The 16942-nt window shown below is 71.8% G+C and carries 14 protein-coding genes; 12 read left to right on the top strand and 2 right to left on the bottom strand.

Annotated elements, in window-relative coordinates; all coding sequences use genetic code 11:
• Positions 1-207: 207 nt before the first annotated feature.
• The 3 genes from HNR21_RS15305 (at position 208) to HNR21_RS15295 (ending at position 4761) form a co-directional block, all read left to right on the top strand.
• On the top strand, positions 208-1488 hold the full coding sequence (locus HNR21_RS15305) for a Gfo/Idh/MocA family protein (RefSeq protein ID WP_182705754.1): 1281 nt from the start codon (positions 208-210) through the stop codon (positions 1486-1488).
• Positions 1488-2555, top strand: coding sequence for a dienelactone hydrolase family protein (locus HNR21_RS15300; RefSeq protein ID WP_119727700.1), 1068 nt, complete (start codon positions 1488-1490; stop codon positions 2553-2555). The genes HNR21_RS15305 and HNR21_RS15300 overlap by 1 nt, the downstream gene beginning before the upstream one ends.
• A 646-nt stretch (positions 2556-3201) precedes the next feature.
• Positions 3202-4761: a right-handed parallel beta-helix repeat-containing protein gene (locus HNR21_RS15295; protein WP_119727699.1), complete on the top strand. Its 1560-nt coding sequence runs from the start codon at positions 3202-3204 to the stop codon at positions 4759-4761.
• A gap of 241 nt (positions 4762-5002) precedes the next feature.
• Here the strand turns inward: HNR21_RS15295 and HNR21_RS15290 are convergent, their stop codons facing one another.
• Positions 5003-5500: a GNAT family N-acetyltransferase gene (locus tag HNR21_RS15290; protein ID WP_119727698.1), complete on the bottom strand. Its 498-nt coding sequence runs from the start codon at positions 5498-5500 to the stop codon at positions 5003-5005.
• A gap of 299 nt (positions 5501-5799) precedes the next feature.
• Between HNR21_RS15290 and HNR21_RS15285 the strand changes: the two genes are divergently transcribed.
• The 9 genes from HNR21_RS15285 (at position 5800) to HNR21_RS15245 (ending at position 16054) form a co-directional block, all read left to right on the top strand.
• Positions 5800-6579: a TylF/MycF/NovP-related O-methyltransferase gene (locus tag HNR21_RS15285; RefSeq protein WP_119731688.1), complete on the top strand. Its 780-nt coding sequence runs from the start codon at positions 5800-5802 to the stop codon at positions 6577-6579.
• 31 nt (positions 6580-6610) lie between these two features.
• The gene (locus HNR21_RS15280; RefSeq protein WP_376766588.1) at positions 6611-6865 is read left to right on the top strand and encodes a hypothetical protein; all 255 of its coding nucleotides are present in this window, start codon (positions 6611-6613) and stop codon (positions 6863-6865) included.
• 193 nt (positions 6866-7058) lie between these two features.
• Positions 7059-10373 (top strand): hypothetical protein, encoded by a 3315-nt coding sequence (locus HNR21_RS15275; RefSeq protein WP_182705753.1) that lies wholly within the window; start codon positions 7059-7061, stop codon positions 10371-10373.
• 162 nt (positions 10374-10535) lie between these two features.
• A complete protein-coding gene (locus HNR21_RS15270; protein ID WP_182705752.1) occupies positions 10536-11348 on the top strand; it encodes an SAM-dependent methyltransferase in 813 nt (270 codons plus the stop codon).
• A 235-nt stretch (positions 11349-11583) separates the two neighbouring features.
• Positions 11584-12831 (top strand): cytochrome P450 family protein, encoded by a 1248-nt coding sequence (locus tag HNR21_RS15265; protein WP_312881046.1) that lies wholly within the window; start codon positions 11584-11586, stop codon positions 12829-12831.
• 153 nt (positions 12832-12984) lie between these two features.
• Positions 12985-13869, top strand: coding sequence for a trypsin-like serine protease (locus HNR21_RS15260; protein WP_220500171.1), 885 nt, complete (start codon positions 12985-12987; stop codon positions 13867-13869).
• 86 nt (positions 13870-13955) lie between these two features.
• Complete coding sequence (locus HNR21_RS15255) at positions 13956-14633, top strand: maleylpyruvate isomerase N-terminal domain-containing protein (RefSeq protein WP_182705749.1); 678 nt, start codon at positions 13956-13958, stop codon at positions 14631-14633.
• 58 nt (positions 14634-14691) lie between these two features.
• The gene (locus HNR21_RS15250) at positions 14692-15570 is read left to right on the top strand and encodes a TIGR03619 family F420-dependent LLM class oxidoreductase (RefSeq protein WP_182705748.1); all 879 of its coding nucleotides are present in this window, start codon (positions 14692-14694) and stop codon (positions 15568-15570) included.
• 31 nt (positions 15571-15601) lie between these two features.
• A complete protein-coding gene (locus HNR21_RS15245) occupies positions 15602-16054 on the top strand; it encodes a nuclear transport factor 2 family protein (RefSeq protein WP_312881045.1) in 453 nt (150 codons plus the stop codon).
• A 219-nt stretch (positions 16055-16273) separates the two neighbouring features.
• Here the strand turns inward: HNR21_RS15245 and HNR21_RS15240 are convergent, their stop codons facing one another.
• Complete coding sequence (locus HNR21_RS15240; protein ID WP_157995793.1) at positions 16274-16750, bottom strand: hypothetical protein; 477 nt, start codon at positions 16748-16750, stop codon at positions 16274-16276.
• Between the last annotated feature and the right edge of the window lie 192 nt (positions 16751-16942).

Raw genomic sequence — 16942 nt, 5'->3', positions numbered from 1 at the left:
TGACCCGCTCCTCCTCACGACCACGCGGGCCCGCTCGCGGTGGTCTTCAGGATCGTCGGGTGCAAGGCCCTCAGGCGGCGTGGGTCCGCTCGCGGTGGTCTTCGGGATCGTCGGGTGCAGGGCCCTTCTGACGACCATGTGGGTCCGCTCGCGGTGAGCCGTACAGCACCCTCACCCTCTTCCGGCACTCTTCTGAGGGGTTCCTCCATGCGATACGCCTTCGTCGGGCTCGGTCACCGGGCGCAGATGTACGTCGACGCGCTGCTCGGCGAGTGGAGCGACACCGGCGAGATCGTCGCCCTCTGCGACGTCAACCGGACCCGGCTCGGCTACTACCTCGGCCGGATCGGCCGCGACGTCCCCTGTTTCGCGCCGCACGAGTACGACGAGATGCTGGGGCTCGCGGACGCCGTCGTGGTCGCCACCGTCGACGCGACCCACGCCCGCTACGTCGTCGCCGCCCTGGAGGCGGGCAAGGACGTCGTCGTCGAGAAGCCGCTGTGCACCACCGCCGAGGACTGCGCGGCCATCGCCGAGGCCGCCGAGCGGAGCACCGGCCGGCTCGTCGTCACCTTCAACTACCGCTACTCGCCGCGCAACAGCGCCGTACGCCGGCTGATCGCCGACGGCGCGATCGGCGACGTCACCTCCGTGCACTTCGAGTGGGTGCTCGACACCATCCACGGAGCCGACTACTTCCGCCGCTGGCACCGCGAGGCGGCCAACTCCGGCGGGCTGCTGGTGCACAAGGCCACCCACCACTTCGACCTGGTCAACTGGTGGCTGGACGACACCGCCCGCACGGTCTACGCCCGGTCGGCCCTGCGGTTCTACGGGGCGGACAACGCCCGCGCCCGCGGCCTGCGCGACCGGCCGGAACGCGCTCGGGGCGCGCCGGGGCTCGGCACCGACCCCTACCTGCTCGACCTGGCCGCCGATCCCCGGCTCAAGCGCCTCTATCTGGACGCCGAGCACGAGGACGGCTACATCCGCGACCAGGACGTGTTCGGCGAGGGGGTGACGATCGAGGACAACATGGCCGTCCTCGTCGGCTACTCCCGGGGGGCGCTGCTCACCTACTCCCTCAACGCCCACGGCCCGTTCGAGGGCTACCGGGTGGCGTTCAACGGCACCGGCGGGCGGCTGGAACTGCAGGTCGTCGAGCGCGCCTGGACCCCGCCGCACGCCGCGATCGACCCGACCGCCGCCGACAAGAAGCACGCCGCGGGCGCCTTCGAACGGCTCGTGCTGCACCGGCACTGGAGCGAGCCGGAGGAGATCCCCATCGAGTCGGGCGCGGGCGGTCACGGCGGCGGCGACGCCCTCCTGCTGGACGACGTGTTCCGCGGCGCCGGCGACGACCCCCTGGCCCGGCAGGCGGGATACCGCGCGGGCGTCGCCAGCGTGATGATCGGGGTGTCGGCGAACCTGTCGGCCGCGCGCGGCGCGCCCGTCCTGCTGGACGACGGCATCCGGCTCGCGGGCTGATGTTGGCAGGGTTCTCCGGGCTGGCGGAGCTGGCCGCGCATCAGCGCGGTCTGTTCCCTCCGCCGGGCCCGGACCTGCGCGCCGCGCTCCGCGACGCCCTGGGCGTCCTGGACCTGCGCGTCCGCGACGTACGGGTGGAACGCCGCTGGACCGACGCGGGCGGCGGACTCTCGGGAGAGGAACTGTCGTGGACGGTCGGGTTCGGCCCGCGGACCCGTGCCTATCTGCTGCGTCCCCGTGATACGGCCGGGCCGCTCCCCGGGGTCGTGGCGATGCACTGTCACGCGGGCATGAAGTGGGCCGGCAAGGAGAAGATCGCCGACGGTCCCCGGCCGCCGTCCGCCGAGGTGCTCCGGCTCCGCCGGCGGCTCTACGGCGGCCGTGCCTACGCCTGCGAGCTGGCCCGCCGCGGCTTCGCCGTCCTCGTCCACGACGTGTTCGCCTGGGGCAGCCGCCGCCCGCCCCTCGGCCGGCACCGGGCCGACGACTACGACCGGGCGGCCCGGGAGCACGAGCACGTCGTGGCGAAGGTCTGCGCGGTGCTGGGCACGTCCTTCGCGGGCGTCCTGGCCTCGGAGGATCTGGCGGCGGCGGCCTACCTGCGCTCCCGGCCCGACATCGCCTCGGTCGCGGCGATCGGCCTGTCCGGCGGCGGCGCCCGCGCCGCCCTGCTGGGCGCCCTGGACCCCGGGATCGGCGCGGTCGCCGTGGCCGCGATGGTCTCCTCGTTCCGCGACCTGCGCGAGGAGCACGTCGCCGCCCACTCCTGGATGCTGTTCCCGCCCGGCCTGACCCGGCTGGCCGACTGGCCGCACGTGGTCGCCTGCCGCGCGCCCGGCCCGCTGCTGGTGCTCTACGCCCTCGACGACCCCCTCTTCCCCGAACCGGGCATGCGCCGCGCCCACGCCCTGATCACCGAGGTCTACCAGGACGCGCCCCGCGGATACACCGGCCTGTTCTTCTCGGCTCCCCACTGCTTCGACATCCCCATGCAGGAGGCGGCCTTCGCCTGGCTCGCCGACCGGCGAGCAGGTCCGCACGAGGCCGAGGGCGTGAGATCGCCGTGAACAATGGCGCGGCATTACCACCTGCTCCCACCACGGCGTCACCCTCCCAGCCTCGTTTCCGGTGCCGACATAACACTTTGCCTTCGCAATCTCACCTTGGCCGTCGGATGATCTCCAAGGTCGTCCGACCATGCCCGGAAAGCCGCTTGCCGGAGTTTTCATGAGCCTTTCATGAACGGGGGTGACGCGCAGGCATCGAACAGCCTCTTCATAGGGTTTGACCAGCGGCTATCTCCCCCAAATCCAGCAACTCGGCAATCTGGGCAATAAAACAGAACGAGTCTGTTGACGCGTTCACGGCGAGCATCTAGCTTTCCAATGAAAGCGCTTTCTCCCCCGAACGCAGTGTTCGGCCATCCGGCCCGTTCATGCCGTCGAACCGGCCGCGCCGCCGCACCTTCAATCGCCGCAGAAAGGGGTCATCCCCATGCGTCCGATTTCCTGGCTCCGAGCCCGATCGCCCCCGCGCTTTCACCGCTGGAAAGAACGCGTCGGAAGAGCGGTCCGACGCGGCGCCCCCGCGCCGTGAGCACTGCATCGCCCGGCACGGCGCCCACCAGTGGCGCGGACGTCACCGCCACGCGGTTCCCCGACCGCCCCCCCACCGAACCCCTGGTCAGACGAACCACCAACCTGGAGACCAACGATGCAACCGAGACCCGTCATCGCGTGCGCCGGTCTGCTGGCCGGCACGCTCGTCGTGCTGTCCGGCAACGCGGCGCAGGCCGCGTCCACCCGTTACGAGGCCGAGAGCTCCTCGGCGGTCTGCACCGGCACCATCGACTCCGACTGGGCCGGCTACTCCGGCAGCGGATTCTGCAACGGCACCAACGCGGTCGGCGCCCACGCACAGTTCACCGTGAACGCCCCCGCCGCGGGCACGGCGACGCTGAGGGTCCGCTTCGCCAACGGAACCGCCACCGCGCGGCCGGCCAGCCTGATCGTCAACGGATCCACGGTGCAGACGCCGTCGTTCGAAGCCACCGGCGCCTGGTCGACGTGGGCCACCAAGACACTGACCGTTTCGCTGAACGCGGGCGGCAACACCGTCCGGTTCAGCCCGACCACCTCCGGCGGCCTGCCCAACATCGACTACATCGAGGTCGAGACGGGCGACACCACCACGCCGCCGCCGGGCACCGCGCTGTACGTGTCGCCGAACGGCAGCGACGGCGCCCCCGGAACGGAGTCCAGCCCGACGACGCTCGCCTCGGCGATCAGCCGCATCCCCGCCGGCGGGACGATCTACATGCGCGGCGGGACCTACCGCCTCTCGCAGACGGTCACCATCCCGCCGGGCAACAACGGCACCTCCAGTGCCCGCAAGAGGCTGTTCGCCTACCCGGGTGAGACCCCGGTGCTGAACTTCTCGGCCATGAGCGAGGACCCGGCGAACCGCGGGCTCGCCGTGAACGGGTCGTACTGGCACGTCAACGGCATCGTCGTCGAGCGCGCCGGTGACAACGGGATCTTCGTCGGCGGCAGCGGCAACATCTTCGAGCGCACGGTGACGCGCTTCAACCGCGACACCGGGCTGCAGCTCTCGCGGATGGCCTCCAGCACCCCCCGCGACCAGTGGCCGTCCAACAACCTCATCCTGAGCGCGGTGTCGCACGACAACGCCGACTCCGACGGCGAGGACGCCGACGGCTTCGCCGCCAAGCTCACCTCCGGCCCCGGGAACGTCTTCCGCTATGCCGTGGCCCACAACAACATCGACGACGGCTGGGACCTCTACACCAAGTCGGACACCGGCCCCATCGGTCCGGTGACCATCGAGGACTCCCTCGCCTACAAGAACGGCACCCTCAGCGACGGCACCCAGAACTCGGCCGGTGACCGCAACGGTTACAAGCTCGGCGGCGAGGACATCGGGGTCGACCACGTCATCCGGCGCAACATCGCCTACGACAACGGCAAGCACGGGTTCACCTACAACCGGAACCCCGGCACGATGACGATCTCGGACAACGTCGGCATCGACAACGACCAGCGCAACTTCTCGTTCGACGCCGGCACCTCGGTGTTCCGCAACAACACCTCCTGCCGCAGCGGCAGCGGGACCAACGACAAGATCGTCGGCAACGCCGACGGCTCCAACCAGTTCTGGTCCGGCTCGAACGGCTCCCGCTGCTCCTCCTACACCGGTGCCCTGAGGTGGTCCTTCGCCGCGGACGGCCGCCTCGTCGTCACCTTCGGCGGCTGAACGTCGTCACCTTCGGCGGCTGAACGGCAACGCCGTACCGCCTCCGTCGCCCTCGACCGGCACCCGGCCCACCGGACGGCAGCGCGAGCGGCCGGACCCGACCGAGGTTCGTGAGCCGTCCGGTCGAACGGGTCAAGGTGCCGACCCGGTCGGGATCGGCGATGACCCTGGTCGGCCCATCCGGACGAACCGGATGGGCCGACCAGGCCGAAGGGTGCAGGCGACCGGGCGTCGTCCGTCCTCATCCGGCAGCGGCGGGATTCACCCACGCCGTGACCGCGTCCTCCGTACGAACGAGATCCACGCCCAGTGCGGTGAGAAGCCTGTGGACGGCCGTGTTGTCGGGTGTCGTGCTCACGAAGACCGCATCGATCCCGTCCGCACGCGCCAAGGCCAGAAGCCGCCTCAGCGCCGCACCGCCGACGCCGCCCCCACGATGGGAACGCCCGATCCACACCCCGGCCTCGGCCGCCCCCGTCCTCTCCTCCATCGGGCACAACCGGGCGGCCCCCACCACCGTGTCCTCCACGACGATGGCGTAGGTGCTCTCCACCGGCTCGGCCGCCAACGCCCTCGACCGGTGGAACCGCAGGAAGGCGCTCCGACGCTCGGGAGTCCACCCCGGCGGCCCCGCCACCGGCGGCATCACCTCGAGAGGGTCCGCATCCGCGACCGCGGCGTCCAGCAACTCCTGCAACAGTTCCTCATCGAGCGGCCGGAGCGCGACGTCAGAACGCATCACCCCATCCTCTCGCCCGCAGCACGACGCCCTCAATCCCTTTCGAGCCGCCGAGCACCCGCCGGCCCCGCTGCCACCCGTGCGGCATCGCACCGGCCGAGCGCCTCAGGCGTCCGGCAAAACGGTTCCCCGCTCGACTCCGCGCCCACGGAAAGCCCCGGCTAGGCGGAGTGCTGCGGCTCCCTGGTCCGCAGTGCTCGGAAGACCCCTCCGGGTCGGAGTGCTTCCGACTTGCGGGCTGAAGCGCTCTGGGGCGGAAGGAGACCTTCACGGAACCCGGGCTGTGGTGTCATGTGGAGATGAGCGGCTGGAAGACGCGAGCGAACCGGATGCTGGCCTCGGTCACCGGGTACCGGCTGACCAGGGTGTCGGCGGGGCCGCGCCGCCCGGCGACCGGGCGGGGACGGTTCCCGGCGGACTTCGACGAGGACTACCGGGCCATCATCAGCGCGGTCCGCCCGTACACGATGACGGGCAACGCCAAGCTGCACGCGCTGATCACCGCGACCCGTTACATCCATGACCACGCGGTGCCCGGCGCGGTCATGGAGTGCGGCGTCTGGCGGGGCGGCAGCATGCACGCCGTGGCGCGGACGCTGGACATGGCCGGCGACCACTCCCGGGACCTGTACCTCTTCGACACCTTCGAGGGCATGACCCGGCCGTCCGAGCACGACCGGCGGCACGACGGACGTGCCGCCGACCACCTGCTGGCCACCTCGGACCGCTCCGCCGGCGTGTGGGCCCACGCCTCACTGGAGGACGTCCGCGCGGGGTTCGCCCAGGTGCCCTACCCGGCCGAACGGATCCACTACGTGCAGGGCCCGGTGGAGAAGACCGTCCCCGACCAGGCTCCCGAACAGATCGCGCTGCTGCGGCTGGACACCGACTGGTACGCCTCGACCAAGCACGAACTCGAGCACCTCTACCCCCGCCTGGTCTCCGGAGGCGTGCTCATCATCGACGACTACGGCTACTGGAAGGGCGCGCGCAAGGCCACCGACGAGTTCCTCGCGCGCACCGGCGAGCGCCTCCTGCTCATCCGGATCGACACCGGCCGGATCGCCGTCAAGCCCTGACCGCCGATACGGCGGAAAAGGATCCGGGACCGTGTCGATCCGCAGCGTCCCCGTTCGACCTAGCGCAGGCGGGCCGGGACCGGCCGCGGCACTGCCGATCGTGGACGAACTGGTGGCCGCCAAGGCGCTGCCGAACTCCCACCTGCTGCCGAGCGTCCGCGGCGAACTGCTCACCCGCCTGGGACGCACTGACGAGGCGCGCCCCGAACTGGAGCACGCCCTACGGCTGTGCCGCAACGAACGCGAAGGAGCACTCCTGAAACGCAAGCTCACCACCCTCCCCTGACCGGCCGGGGTGATCGGTGAGTCCGGCGGCGGGGTTGCCGGCGGCGGGGGGCGTCCGTCATGATCGTCGGCATGATCTACAGGAAGGGCGGTCTCCGCCCGGGCCGTTGAGCCCGACCAGGCCGGCGAACGGGCCGGCTGACGGCGCCGGTGGGCCGCCGGCGCGTGGTGAATCTCTTCCCTGTCCGCAGCGCATGCGTGAGCTGGCGCTCCATGCCCGGCGGCTCGCCGGGGACGGGCGGCTACGCGACGTGCTCGCGGAGCTGTCCTCGCAGGGCCCCCACGAGCGCATGGTCGCGCTGCACATGGCCATGGCGGGGCGTGATCTCGATCATGTGGCGCGGGTGCTCGCCGGGCCCGACATGCGGTTGCGTCGTGCGGCGTTGCGGGCCGTGCGGACGTTGCCGGTGCCGGATCGGGCGGCCGCCGCGGTCCTCGAGGACGCTCCGGCCGAGCTGCGCCGGGCGTTCTACCGGACGCTGCTGCACTCCCGCCGCACGGAGCTGGCGGACCGGCTGCTGCCCGAGGTCAGGGACCGGTGGGGGGATCCGGACGCGGCGGCCCTGCTGCCGGCCTGCAGCGCCGGGGTCGTCTCGGCGGTGTTGCCGGAGCTGGCGCACGCGGTGGTCTCGTGGCGGGCGATCGGCAAGCGGCATCCCGGGGCGCTGCTCGACGTCGTCGAAGCGCAGCACGTATGGCAGTGGCGGCGTTACCTTCCCGGATTGGAGCTCGCCGCTCGGAGCCTGCCCGATCGGACGCTGTCCCTGCTGGAGCGGAGCGATCTCGGCCACCATCTCGTGCCGCTCTCCGCTCCGGCGCTCAGGGCGCTGGTGAGAGCCGACCCCGTTCGGACGGCACGGATCCTGCGCGGATCGTGGCGGCGGTGGGCGTCGACCGACGCCTACCGGAAGACCCTGCGATGGTGGCCGGTTCCGGAGGTCCTGGCGGCCGTGCCGAGGATCCCCGAAGCGCTGCCTCGTCTGCTCGGAGCGCTGCCGCCGGGACTGCGGGAGGCGGCGTTCGACGCGGTCGTGGAACACGACGACGGCTCGCGCAGCGGGGTGCGCGCTCTGCCGGTGTTGCCGCTGCTGCCGCCGGAACGGGCGGCGGCCGAGGCCCGGCGGATGCTGGAGTGGCATGCCTCGGTCTGGCATCCGTCCCGTTCGTGGTTGGACGATCCGGGTCTGCCGTTGAAGCTGACCTCCCATCTGCCGTACGAGGAGGCCGCCGGGCCGCTCACCGAGGCGGCCAAGGGCGGGGACCCCAGGCTCCGCGGGCTCGCCCGTCGCCTGCTGGTCGAGTGCGCCGCCCGCACCGGGGACTCCGCCGTGCTGCGCCGTCTGCTGTCGGAGCTGGTCCCGCGGACCGTCACCGACCGGGACCCGCTGCGAGGCGCGCTGCTGGAGGCGCTGGCGAAGGTGCGTCCGGCGCTCTTCGATGACGGTTTCGTTCACGACCTCGGCCGGTTGTCCGCAGCCGCCGTCGACGCGCCCGACTCCTCCGCCGCCACCCGGCATGCGGTGCGTGCGCTGGCGGACCGGGTGCTGCGTCACATCGACCCCGGCACCGCACCGCGCCTGACCTCCTGGGCACTGGACATGTACGCGCACCTGGTGATGCGCCATGGAGCGGGGGCGCTCGGCCTTTCGCCCGCCGATGATCCGCCCGTACGCCGCCGGAGGCGGAAGGGAGACCGGCGTCGGGTGAGCCGGGGCTGCCATCGGCTCGATCTCGTGCTGCGTCCCGGTCAGGAAAGGGAGCTGTACGACAGGCTGCGGCCGTGCCTTCGTTCCGCCCGGGAGCGGCAGGACTTCGCCGTCGCCGTCGTGCTGGCCCGTTCGCTGCGGCGCCGGGCGTTCGGGATCGAGGAGTTGCAGGACGATCTGCGCAGCGCGGCGCTGCACGCGCCGGAGCCGCTGGCCCGCGAGGCCGCCGGGCTCTGGCTGGCCGACGGCGCCCGCCGTGAGGAACGCGCCGTCGACCTGCTGGGAGCGGATCCGTCCATGATCGCCCTGCCCCAGGTCTGGCGCGTGGTGGCGGGACGCCGCACGGACCTGCTGACAACGGCGGCCGAGGGCGACGCCGGGTGGGTGTCGGAGCCCCCCGCCGGGTTCGCGGGGCGCTGGACACCGGCGCAGCGGGACCGCGTCCGCGCCCTGCTCGGGCGGGTGATCGCCGACGAGACGACGGCCCTCCAGCGCAGGGTGAACGCGATGGCGTGGCTGGGCCGTCTCACCGGGAGCGCCGACGAACTGGCCGCGTGGGCGGAGCACGACGACACCGTCATCGCCGAAGCGGCACTCGGTGCGCTCGCCCATGGAGACGAGCCTGAGCGCGCCCTTTCGGTCCTGCTGGCCCACGGCCGTGGTCACGCCTCCCGTACCGTCGTGGCCGCCATGGCACGCTGCTGTGCGGCGATACCGCCGTCCCGGCTGGCGCCTGTGCTGGAGGCGGCGCTGACCGGCCCGAACAGCAAGGTGACCGTGCGCAAGCAGGCCGCGTTGCAGCTGGTGCGCAACCGGCCTCCCGGCGCGGTCGACATCCTGCTGGACGCCTGGAACGACCCGGGCCTGCACCGGGACGTACGGGTGAGCGTCGCCACGGCGCTCCGCCGCATCCCCGAGGACGCTCGCGCGTTGCGCGCCCTCGATGCGGCGGTGGAGGTCTACGCCGGCGGGCCGCTGTTCCGGGCGCTGTGCCAGGCACAGCCGTGGGAGTACGCGCCATCGCACAGGCCCGCCTATGCGGCGCTCGTTCTGCGGCTGCTCGACGCGGCCACCGACCCTGGGGTCCGGTTCCGGGCGGCCAAGGCGTTCAGAGTTTGGGCCGAGTGGTACGAGGGCGGTTACGACACGGTCCTCGAGGCGGTCGCCGACCCCGCCGACCCGGACGGCGACGAACGGCTGCCGGTGTTCATGGCGTTGCTGTCGAGCGGGCAGGTCGACGACCAGGTCCTGCCCGTACTGGAACGCCTGCTGACCGCCGGTTCCCGGCCCCGTGCCCGCGACCGCATCGTCACGATCGCCAGAGGGCTGACCGAACCGCGTCAAACCTCCGGAAGCCGGGACCTGGCGCGGCGGGCCGCCGATCTCCTGGCCGGGCATCCCCGCTATCTCGCCCAGGCCACGTCGATCATGGTCCAGCTCCTTCCCGAACCCGATGACGATCCGCGGTTCCCCGACCGGCTCGCCGACGAGCTGTGGCGGCTGGCCGACGCGCTCAGGGACCGTCCGGTTCTGGCCACGCGCACCTTCGGCCGACCGCTCACCTCCCGGATCAGCTCCTACGGCCGGCAGGTCATTCCCCCGGACGCCCTGCTGCCCGCCGCCCGGCGGCTCGCGGCGGAGGGACACCTCGTCGCCGAACTGCTCGCCCTGGCCATCACCGACAGTGCCGGTCTCGCCTCCGGCTGGACGGCCCCCTGGCGCGAGGTGCTCGACGGGCTGCGCCGTTCACCGCGTGTCGAAATCCACTCGGAGGCATGGCACATCACCCTTCCCGACCCGTGACGACGCCGATCACGAGCCCGCCGGTCCCGCAACCGGCCCGGGGAGCGGTCGCGGGAGCGGCGGCGGGAAAGCGCGGATTCGCGGGACGCCGGGTGCCATGCACGCATACGATCGGCCTGCGATGTGAAACGTGTTCCAGACAGGGGGCGCGCGGTGGCGGACGTGAACGAACGGCCGGAGGAGTGGGCCTCCCGGGGCATCGACATCACCAAGCCCAGCATCGCGCGGGCCTACGACGTCGTGCTGCACGGCAAGGACAACTTCGAGGCCGACCGGGCGTTCGTCGCCGAGATCGCCAGGCTGATCCCGGAGATCTACGACGTCGCCGCCTACAACCGCCAGATCCTCGGGCGCGGGGTGCGGTTCCTGGCCGAGCAGGGCATCCGCCAGTTCCTCGACCTGGGCTCGGGCCTGCCCACGGTGGAGAACACCCACCAGGTCGCCCAGCGCGTGGCCCCCGACGCCAACGTCGTCTACGTCGACAACGACCCCATCGTCCTGGCCCACGGGCGGGCGCTGCTGGCCGAGAACGACCACACCACCGTGGTCACCGCCGACCTGCGCGATCCCCGGTCCGTGCTGAACGACCCGGACGTCACCCGGCTCATCGACTTCGACAGGCCGGTGGCGGTCCTGCTGGTGGGCATCCTGCACCACCTGCACGACGACGAGGACCCGCAGGGCATCGTCAAGACCTACATGGACGCGGTGCCGTCCGGCAGCCACCTGTTCGTCACCCACTTCTGCGCCTCCAGCCAGGAGGCGCGCGACGCCGAGAAGCAGTACCTGGCGCTGCTGGGCACCGGCCGTTTCCGCACCGTCGAGGAGATCACCGCCTACTTCGACGGCCTGGACCTCCTGGAGCCCGGCGTCGTCCCGCTGCCGCTGTGGCGCCCCGACGGCCCCGTCCCGCCCGAGAGCGAACTGACGGTCGGCCAGAAGCTCATGTACGGCGGCATCGCCCGCAAACCCTGACCGGCGCCTGCCCGGACACCGGCCGGGTGGGCGGGCCCGCCCTCGGCTCCACGCCCTCGGGCGATGCGGTGTCTCGCGCGGGAGGAGGACCGTGCGGGCGCGGCGATGACCACTTCAGTCAATGTGCGTGGAATCGATTGCCAGCTCGTTCTACTCTGCCGTAGCTTTTCCACCGGCGGTCGGAGATGACCGTTGCGGCACGAAACGCGCCGGACGCGATGTTGGGAGATCACCGGTGGAACGGCAGCCACGTCCTGAGCCCCTCGTCCTCGATCCCACGGGGAGGGACATCCACGCGGAGGCGGCCGAGCTGCGCGAGCGCGGCCCGGCGACCCTGGTGGAGCTGCCGGGGGGCGTGGTGGCCTGGGCGGTGACCGAGCACGAGGCGCTGCGGCGGCTGCTGGCCGATCCGCGGGTGTCCAAGGACCCGTACCGGCACTGGCCCGCGTGGATCAACGGGGAGATCCCGCAGGACTGGCCGCTGCAGCTGTGGGTGTCGGTGCGGAACATGTTCACCGCGTACGGCGAGGAGCACCGGCGGCTGCGCTCGCTGGTCTCCAAGGCGTTCACCCCGCGCAGCACCACCGCGCTGCGCCCGCAGATCGAGGAGATCACCGCCGACCTGCTCGACCGGCTGGCGGCCGTGCCCGCGGGCGAGCGGGTGGACCTGCGCGAGGAGTTCGCCTATCCGCTGCCGATCGAGGTGATCTGCCGGCTGTTCGGCATCCCCGAGGACTCCCGTCCGCGGCTGCGCACGCTGGTCGACGGGGTGTTCAACACCTCCGCCACGGCCGAGGAGGCGGCGGCCAACGTGCAGGAGCTGTACGCCGCGCTCACCGAGTTCGTCGCGTTCAAGCGCAGCTCCCCCGGCGACGACCTGGCCTCCGGGCTCATCGCCGCCCGCGACCAGGACGGGTCGCGGCTGGAGGAGAACGAGATGGTCGACACGCTGATCCTGCTGATCTCGGCGGGTCACGAGACCACGGTCAACCTCCTCGACCACGCCATCACCGCGCTGCTGACCCATCCCGACCAGCTCGACCTCGTCCGCGCCGGGGAGGCGACCTGGGACGACGTCATCGACGAGACGCTGCGCTGGCAGCCCCCGGTGGCGAACCTGCCGCTCCGGTACGCGGTCGAGGACGTCGAGGTGGCCGAGGGGGTGACCATCCCGAAGGGCGACGCGATCCTGGCCGGGTACGCCGCCGTCGGCCGCGACCCCGCGCTGCACGGTTCCGACGCCGACCGCTTCGACATCCGGCGCGAGAACAAGGACCATCTGTCGTTCGGGCACGGCGTCCACTACTGCCTGGGCGCGCCGCTGGCCCGCATGGAGGCCGCGATCTCCCTGCCGGCCCTGTTCGAGCGCTTCCCCGACCTCTCCCTGGCGGTGCCGCCGGGCGAGCTGCAGCCGGTCGCGTCGTTCATCTCCAACGGCCACCGCACGCTGCCGGTGTACCTGCACAAGCCGAACGGCGGCTGACCCGCGCCCCGGCCGGAGCCGGTGCACGCGGCGGACGTCAAGCCCCAGGTCTCACCGATCGCCGCGCGCGGCTCGGTGATCTTTGCCATCTCCTTTCGACGCGCGGTGTGATCAGATGCCGACACTCGGATGTCGGAGACAGGAGGGGAAGACGTGGGTCGTCCAGTTGTGTTGGCGGCGCTGACCGCGGCGGCGGCGGCCGCGGTCACGGTCGGGATCGCGGGGCCCGCCTCGGCGATCAACTCGTACAACGCGGAGCCGGCGCCGGAGCGCACCGAGGTCGGGGCGCTGGTCGTGCAGTACGACCGGGACGGGGATCCGGGCACTCCGGACGTCGTCCGGTGGACCTGCTCGGGGACGATGATCTCCGCGGACGTGTTCCTGACCGCGGCGCACTGCACCGTGGGGCGCCCGGCGGGCACCAGGTTCTACGTCTCGCTGGCGCAGGACGTGCAGGGCGCGATCGACGCGTCCAACGCCCTCGGCGGGACGCCGGAGCAGATCGCCGCGCGGGTGGGCGTGGAGGGGACCGCCCACTCCGATCCCGCGTACCCCGGGACGCAGTCGGACTCGCACGACATCGCGGTGATCACGTTCGACCGGCGGCAGAGCGCCGAGCTGGCCAGGCGGTGGAGCTTCACTCCGGCGACGCTGCCGGGCCGCGGCCAGTTGTCCGCGCTCGGATCCCGCGCGCTCGACGACCGGCCGTGGCTGGTGGTGGGGTACGGCACCCAGGAGGCGGTGAACGGTCCCGGCGGGCACACCCATCCCGGCGGGGGCGTGCGGATGAAGGCGACGCTGGACTTCAACGCGATCAACCCGACCTGGGTTCGCCTGGCGATGAACGAGAGCCGTGAGCTCGGCGGCGCCTGCTACGGCGACTCCGGCGGGCCGAACTTCGTCGAGCTCGACGGCAGGCTCGTGCTCGCGGGGACGACGATCACCGGCGACGTCCCCTGCAAGGCGACCAACGTGACGTACCGGACGGACAGCGACAGCGCCCGCACCTTCCTCGGCCGCTTCGTCACGCTCCCGTGACCGCGGGCCCGGTGTCTCCGGACCATGAACGGCCCGGAGACACCGGTCTCGTCCTTGGACGAGACCCCGCCGGCAGCTCGGTGATCATGGATCGGGTGCTGGAGGCGTTCCGGGCGGAGGCGACGCGGCTGGCCGAGGCCGCCTCGGGGTGGACCGAGCGGGAGTGGGACCTGCCCACCCGGTGCGCGCCCTGGCGGGTCCGGGACCTGTTCGGTCACGTCCGGGTCGTGATCGCCTGGTTGCCCGGGATGCTGGCCGGAGCGTCCCCGGACCGGGCGCGGGTGTCGGCCCGGCAGTACTACCGGCCCGACGGGCGGTTCTCGGCGGACGCGAACGACAGGCGCGTCTCCCTGGCCCGGGAACACGCCGCCGCGTGGCCGGACGGCCGCGCGCTCGCCGAGGACTTCGCCGCCGCCTGGCGGCGGGTGCATCGCCTGTGCGGCGCGGAACCGGCCGGCCGGGTGGTGCGGACCCGGCACGGGGACGCCATGCTGCTGTCGGAGTTCCTGATCACCAGGGTGGTCGAGGTCGCCGTGCACGGGCTGGACCTGGCCGCCGCGCTGGAACGCGAGCCGTGGCTGACCCCGCAGGCCGGTTCGGTGGTGGAGGAACTGCTGACCGGCCGCTCCGACACCACCGCCCGGCGGACGCTGGGCTGGGACCGGGCGACCTTCCTGAACAAGGCCACCGGGCGCCTGCCGCTCACCGCCGAGGAGACCCGGCGGCTGGACGAGCTGGACCTGCACTGGCTCGCCCTCGGCTGACCGGTGCGCCGTGCGGCCGGGGATATCGAACTAGAACAAGTTCTATTATGCTGCCGGCATGCGGTTCAGCTATGCCGAGGCGATGACCGATCCGTCCTACCACCTGCCGCTGGCGCGGGCCGCGGAGGCGGCCGGGTACGCGGGGATGACCGTGGCGGACTCGCTGGTCTACCCGCGCGAGTCGGACTCGGCGTACCCGTACACCGCGGACGGGAGCCGGGAGTTCCTGGAGGACAAGGCCTTCCTGGAGCCGTTCTCGCTGATCGCGGCGATGGGGGCGGTGACCTCGACGATCCGGTTCGTTCCGTTCGTGCTCAAGCTGGCGGTCCGGCCGCCGGTGCTGGTGGCCAAGCAGGCGGGCTCGGTGGCGTTCCTGACCGGCGGGCGGCTGGCGCTGGGGGTGGGGCTGAGCCCGTGGCCGGAGGACTTCGCGGTCATGGGGGTGCCGTGGGAGCGGCGCGGGCGGCGGATGGACGAGGCGATCGAGGTGGTGCGGGGGCTGACCCGCGGCGGCTACTTCGAGTACCACGGCGAGTTCTTCGACCTGCCGGCGGTGAAGATGACGCCCGCCCCGGACGGGCCGATCCCGATCCTGGTCGGCGGGCACAGCGAGGCGGCGCTGCGCCGGGCGGCGCGGCTGGGCGACGGCTGGATGCACGGCGGCGGCGACCCCGCCGAGCTGGACCGGCTGCTGACCAGGCTGAACGAGCTGCGCGTCGAGGAGGGCACGGCGGACCGGCCGTTCGAGATCCATGTGATCTCGCCCGACGCCTACTCGGTGGACGGGGTGCGGCGGCTGGCCGACAAGGGCGTCACCGACGTGATCGTGGGATTCCGCGACCCGTACGTCAAGGGGCCGGACACCCAGCCGCTGGCGACGAAGATCGAGCGGCTGGAGCGGTTCGCCGAGGCGGTGATCGCCAAGATCACCCCTTGACCCAAAACGAGAACTCGTTACAGTTTTGCTCGTGTCCCGCATCGTCTGGGAGGCGCCGGACGGCGACCATCCCGCCCGCCGCGCCGCCCGCTCCTCCATGGCCGCGGTCGTCGACGGCCGCCGGGACGACTGGCTCGCGCTGTTCGCCCCGGACGCGGTCGTGGAGGACCCGGTGGGACCGTCGATGCTCGATCCGGAGGGTCGCGGTCATCGGGGGACCGACGAGATCCGCCGGTTCTGGGACCGGCACATCGCCTCGGTCGACGCCTACTGGTTCCACGTGTGGGACTCGTTCGCGAACGGACCGTGCTGCGCGAACGTCGTCACCATCACGACCGCGATGGACCGCGGCACGACCATGACCATCGACTGCGTCATCGTCTACACCGTCGACGACGACGGCCTGATCACGTCCCTGCGCGCCCACTGGGAACCGGACCGCGCCATGGCCACGCTCAGCTCCCCGGCTCGAAGTACACACTGACGACGACGCGGCCCTCCGAGAGCTCAAAAGGGTCCGGAAACGCCGTGGAGCCCCCGGAGGCGTCTCCGGGGGCTCCACTGAACCTTTTCCGCCGCCGTCGTGCCGCGGCGGCCGACCGCGGTGATCCGGCCGGTTGCGCAAGGTCCCTGATCGATGGCGGCGGTGGTCAGGTCAGGCGGGGCGTCCCGGCCGCGACCCTGATCCGCCGGGCGCTCTCGGTCAGTTGTGCGAGCCGACGACCGGGGCGATCACGTCGCCGGACGTGGTGCGCTCGTAGTCGTCGTAGCCGTTGTCGTCGTCGTAGCCGTGGTCGTCGTAGTGGTCCTTGTCGTGGTGGTCCTTGTCGTAGTGGTCCTTGTCGTCGTGGTGGCCGTGGTCGTGGTGCTTGCCCTTGTGGTGGTGGTCGTGACCGTGGTCGTGGTGGTGACCGTGGTCGTGGTGGTGGCCGTGGTCGTGGTGGTGCTTGTGGTAGTGCTCGTGGTAGTGCTTGTGGTGCTTCTTGTGATGCTTGCACTTGCACTTGCACCTGCGGTGGCAGTCGCCGGCCTTGCGCAGGCCCGCCTGGGTCGCGTCCACGGCGACCGAAGCGGTGGCGCCGTAAGCGGCCCGGTCCGCCGCCAGCGCGGACGGTGCCGCGAGCAGGGCGCCGCCGAGCACGAAGGACGCGAGGCCGGCCATAGCCAGTTGCTTGTTCATCTGAGCCCTCTGCTTCATCGCTAGAAGTGCTTTCGGCTGCGTTGATGCAGCGCCTCAGACGTAACACGCACCCCGGTCAGCGCTGTAGGCAGCCCCGGTTAAAAACTGCGCATTTGGCCGGTCCTTGCCGTGTCCACCACCATAAAAGAACCATGAAATGACCCTCTTTGCGCGACACGCCGCTTATCACCG

The sequence above is a fragment of the Thermomonospora cellulosilytica genome (genome assembly GCF_014138835.1).
Taxonomy (GTDB): Bacteria; Actinomycetota; Actinomycetes; order Streptosporangiales; family Streptosporangiaceae; genus Thermomonospora; species Thermomonospora amylolytica.
The sequence above is the reverse complement of the archived record's forward strand: the minus strand, read 5'-3'. Positions and strand labels throughout refer to the sequence as shown.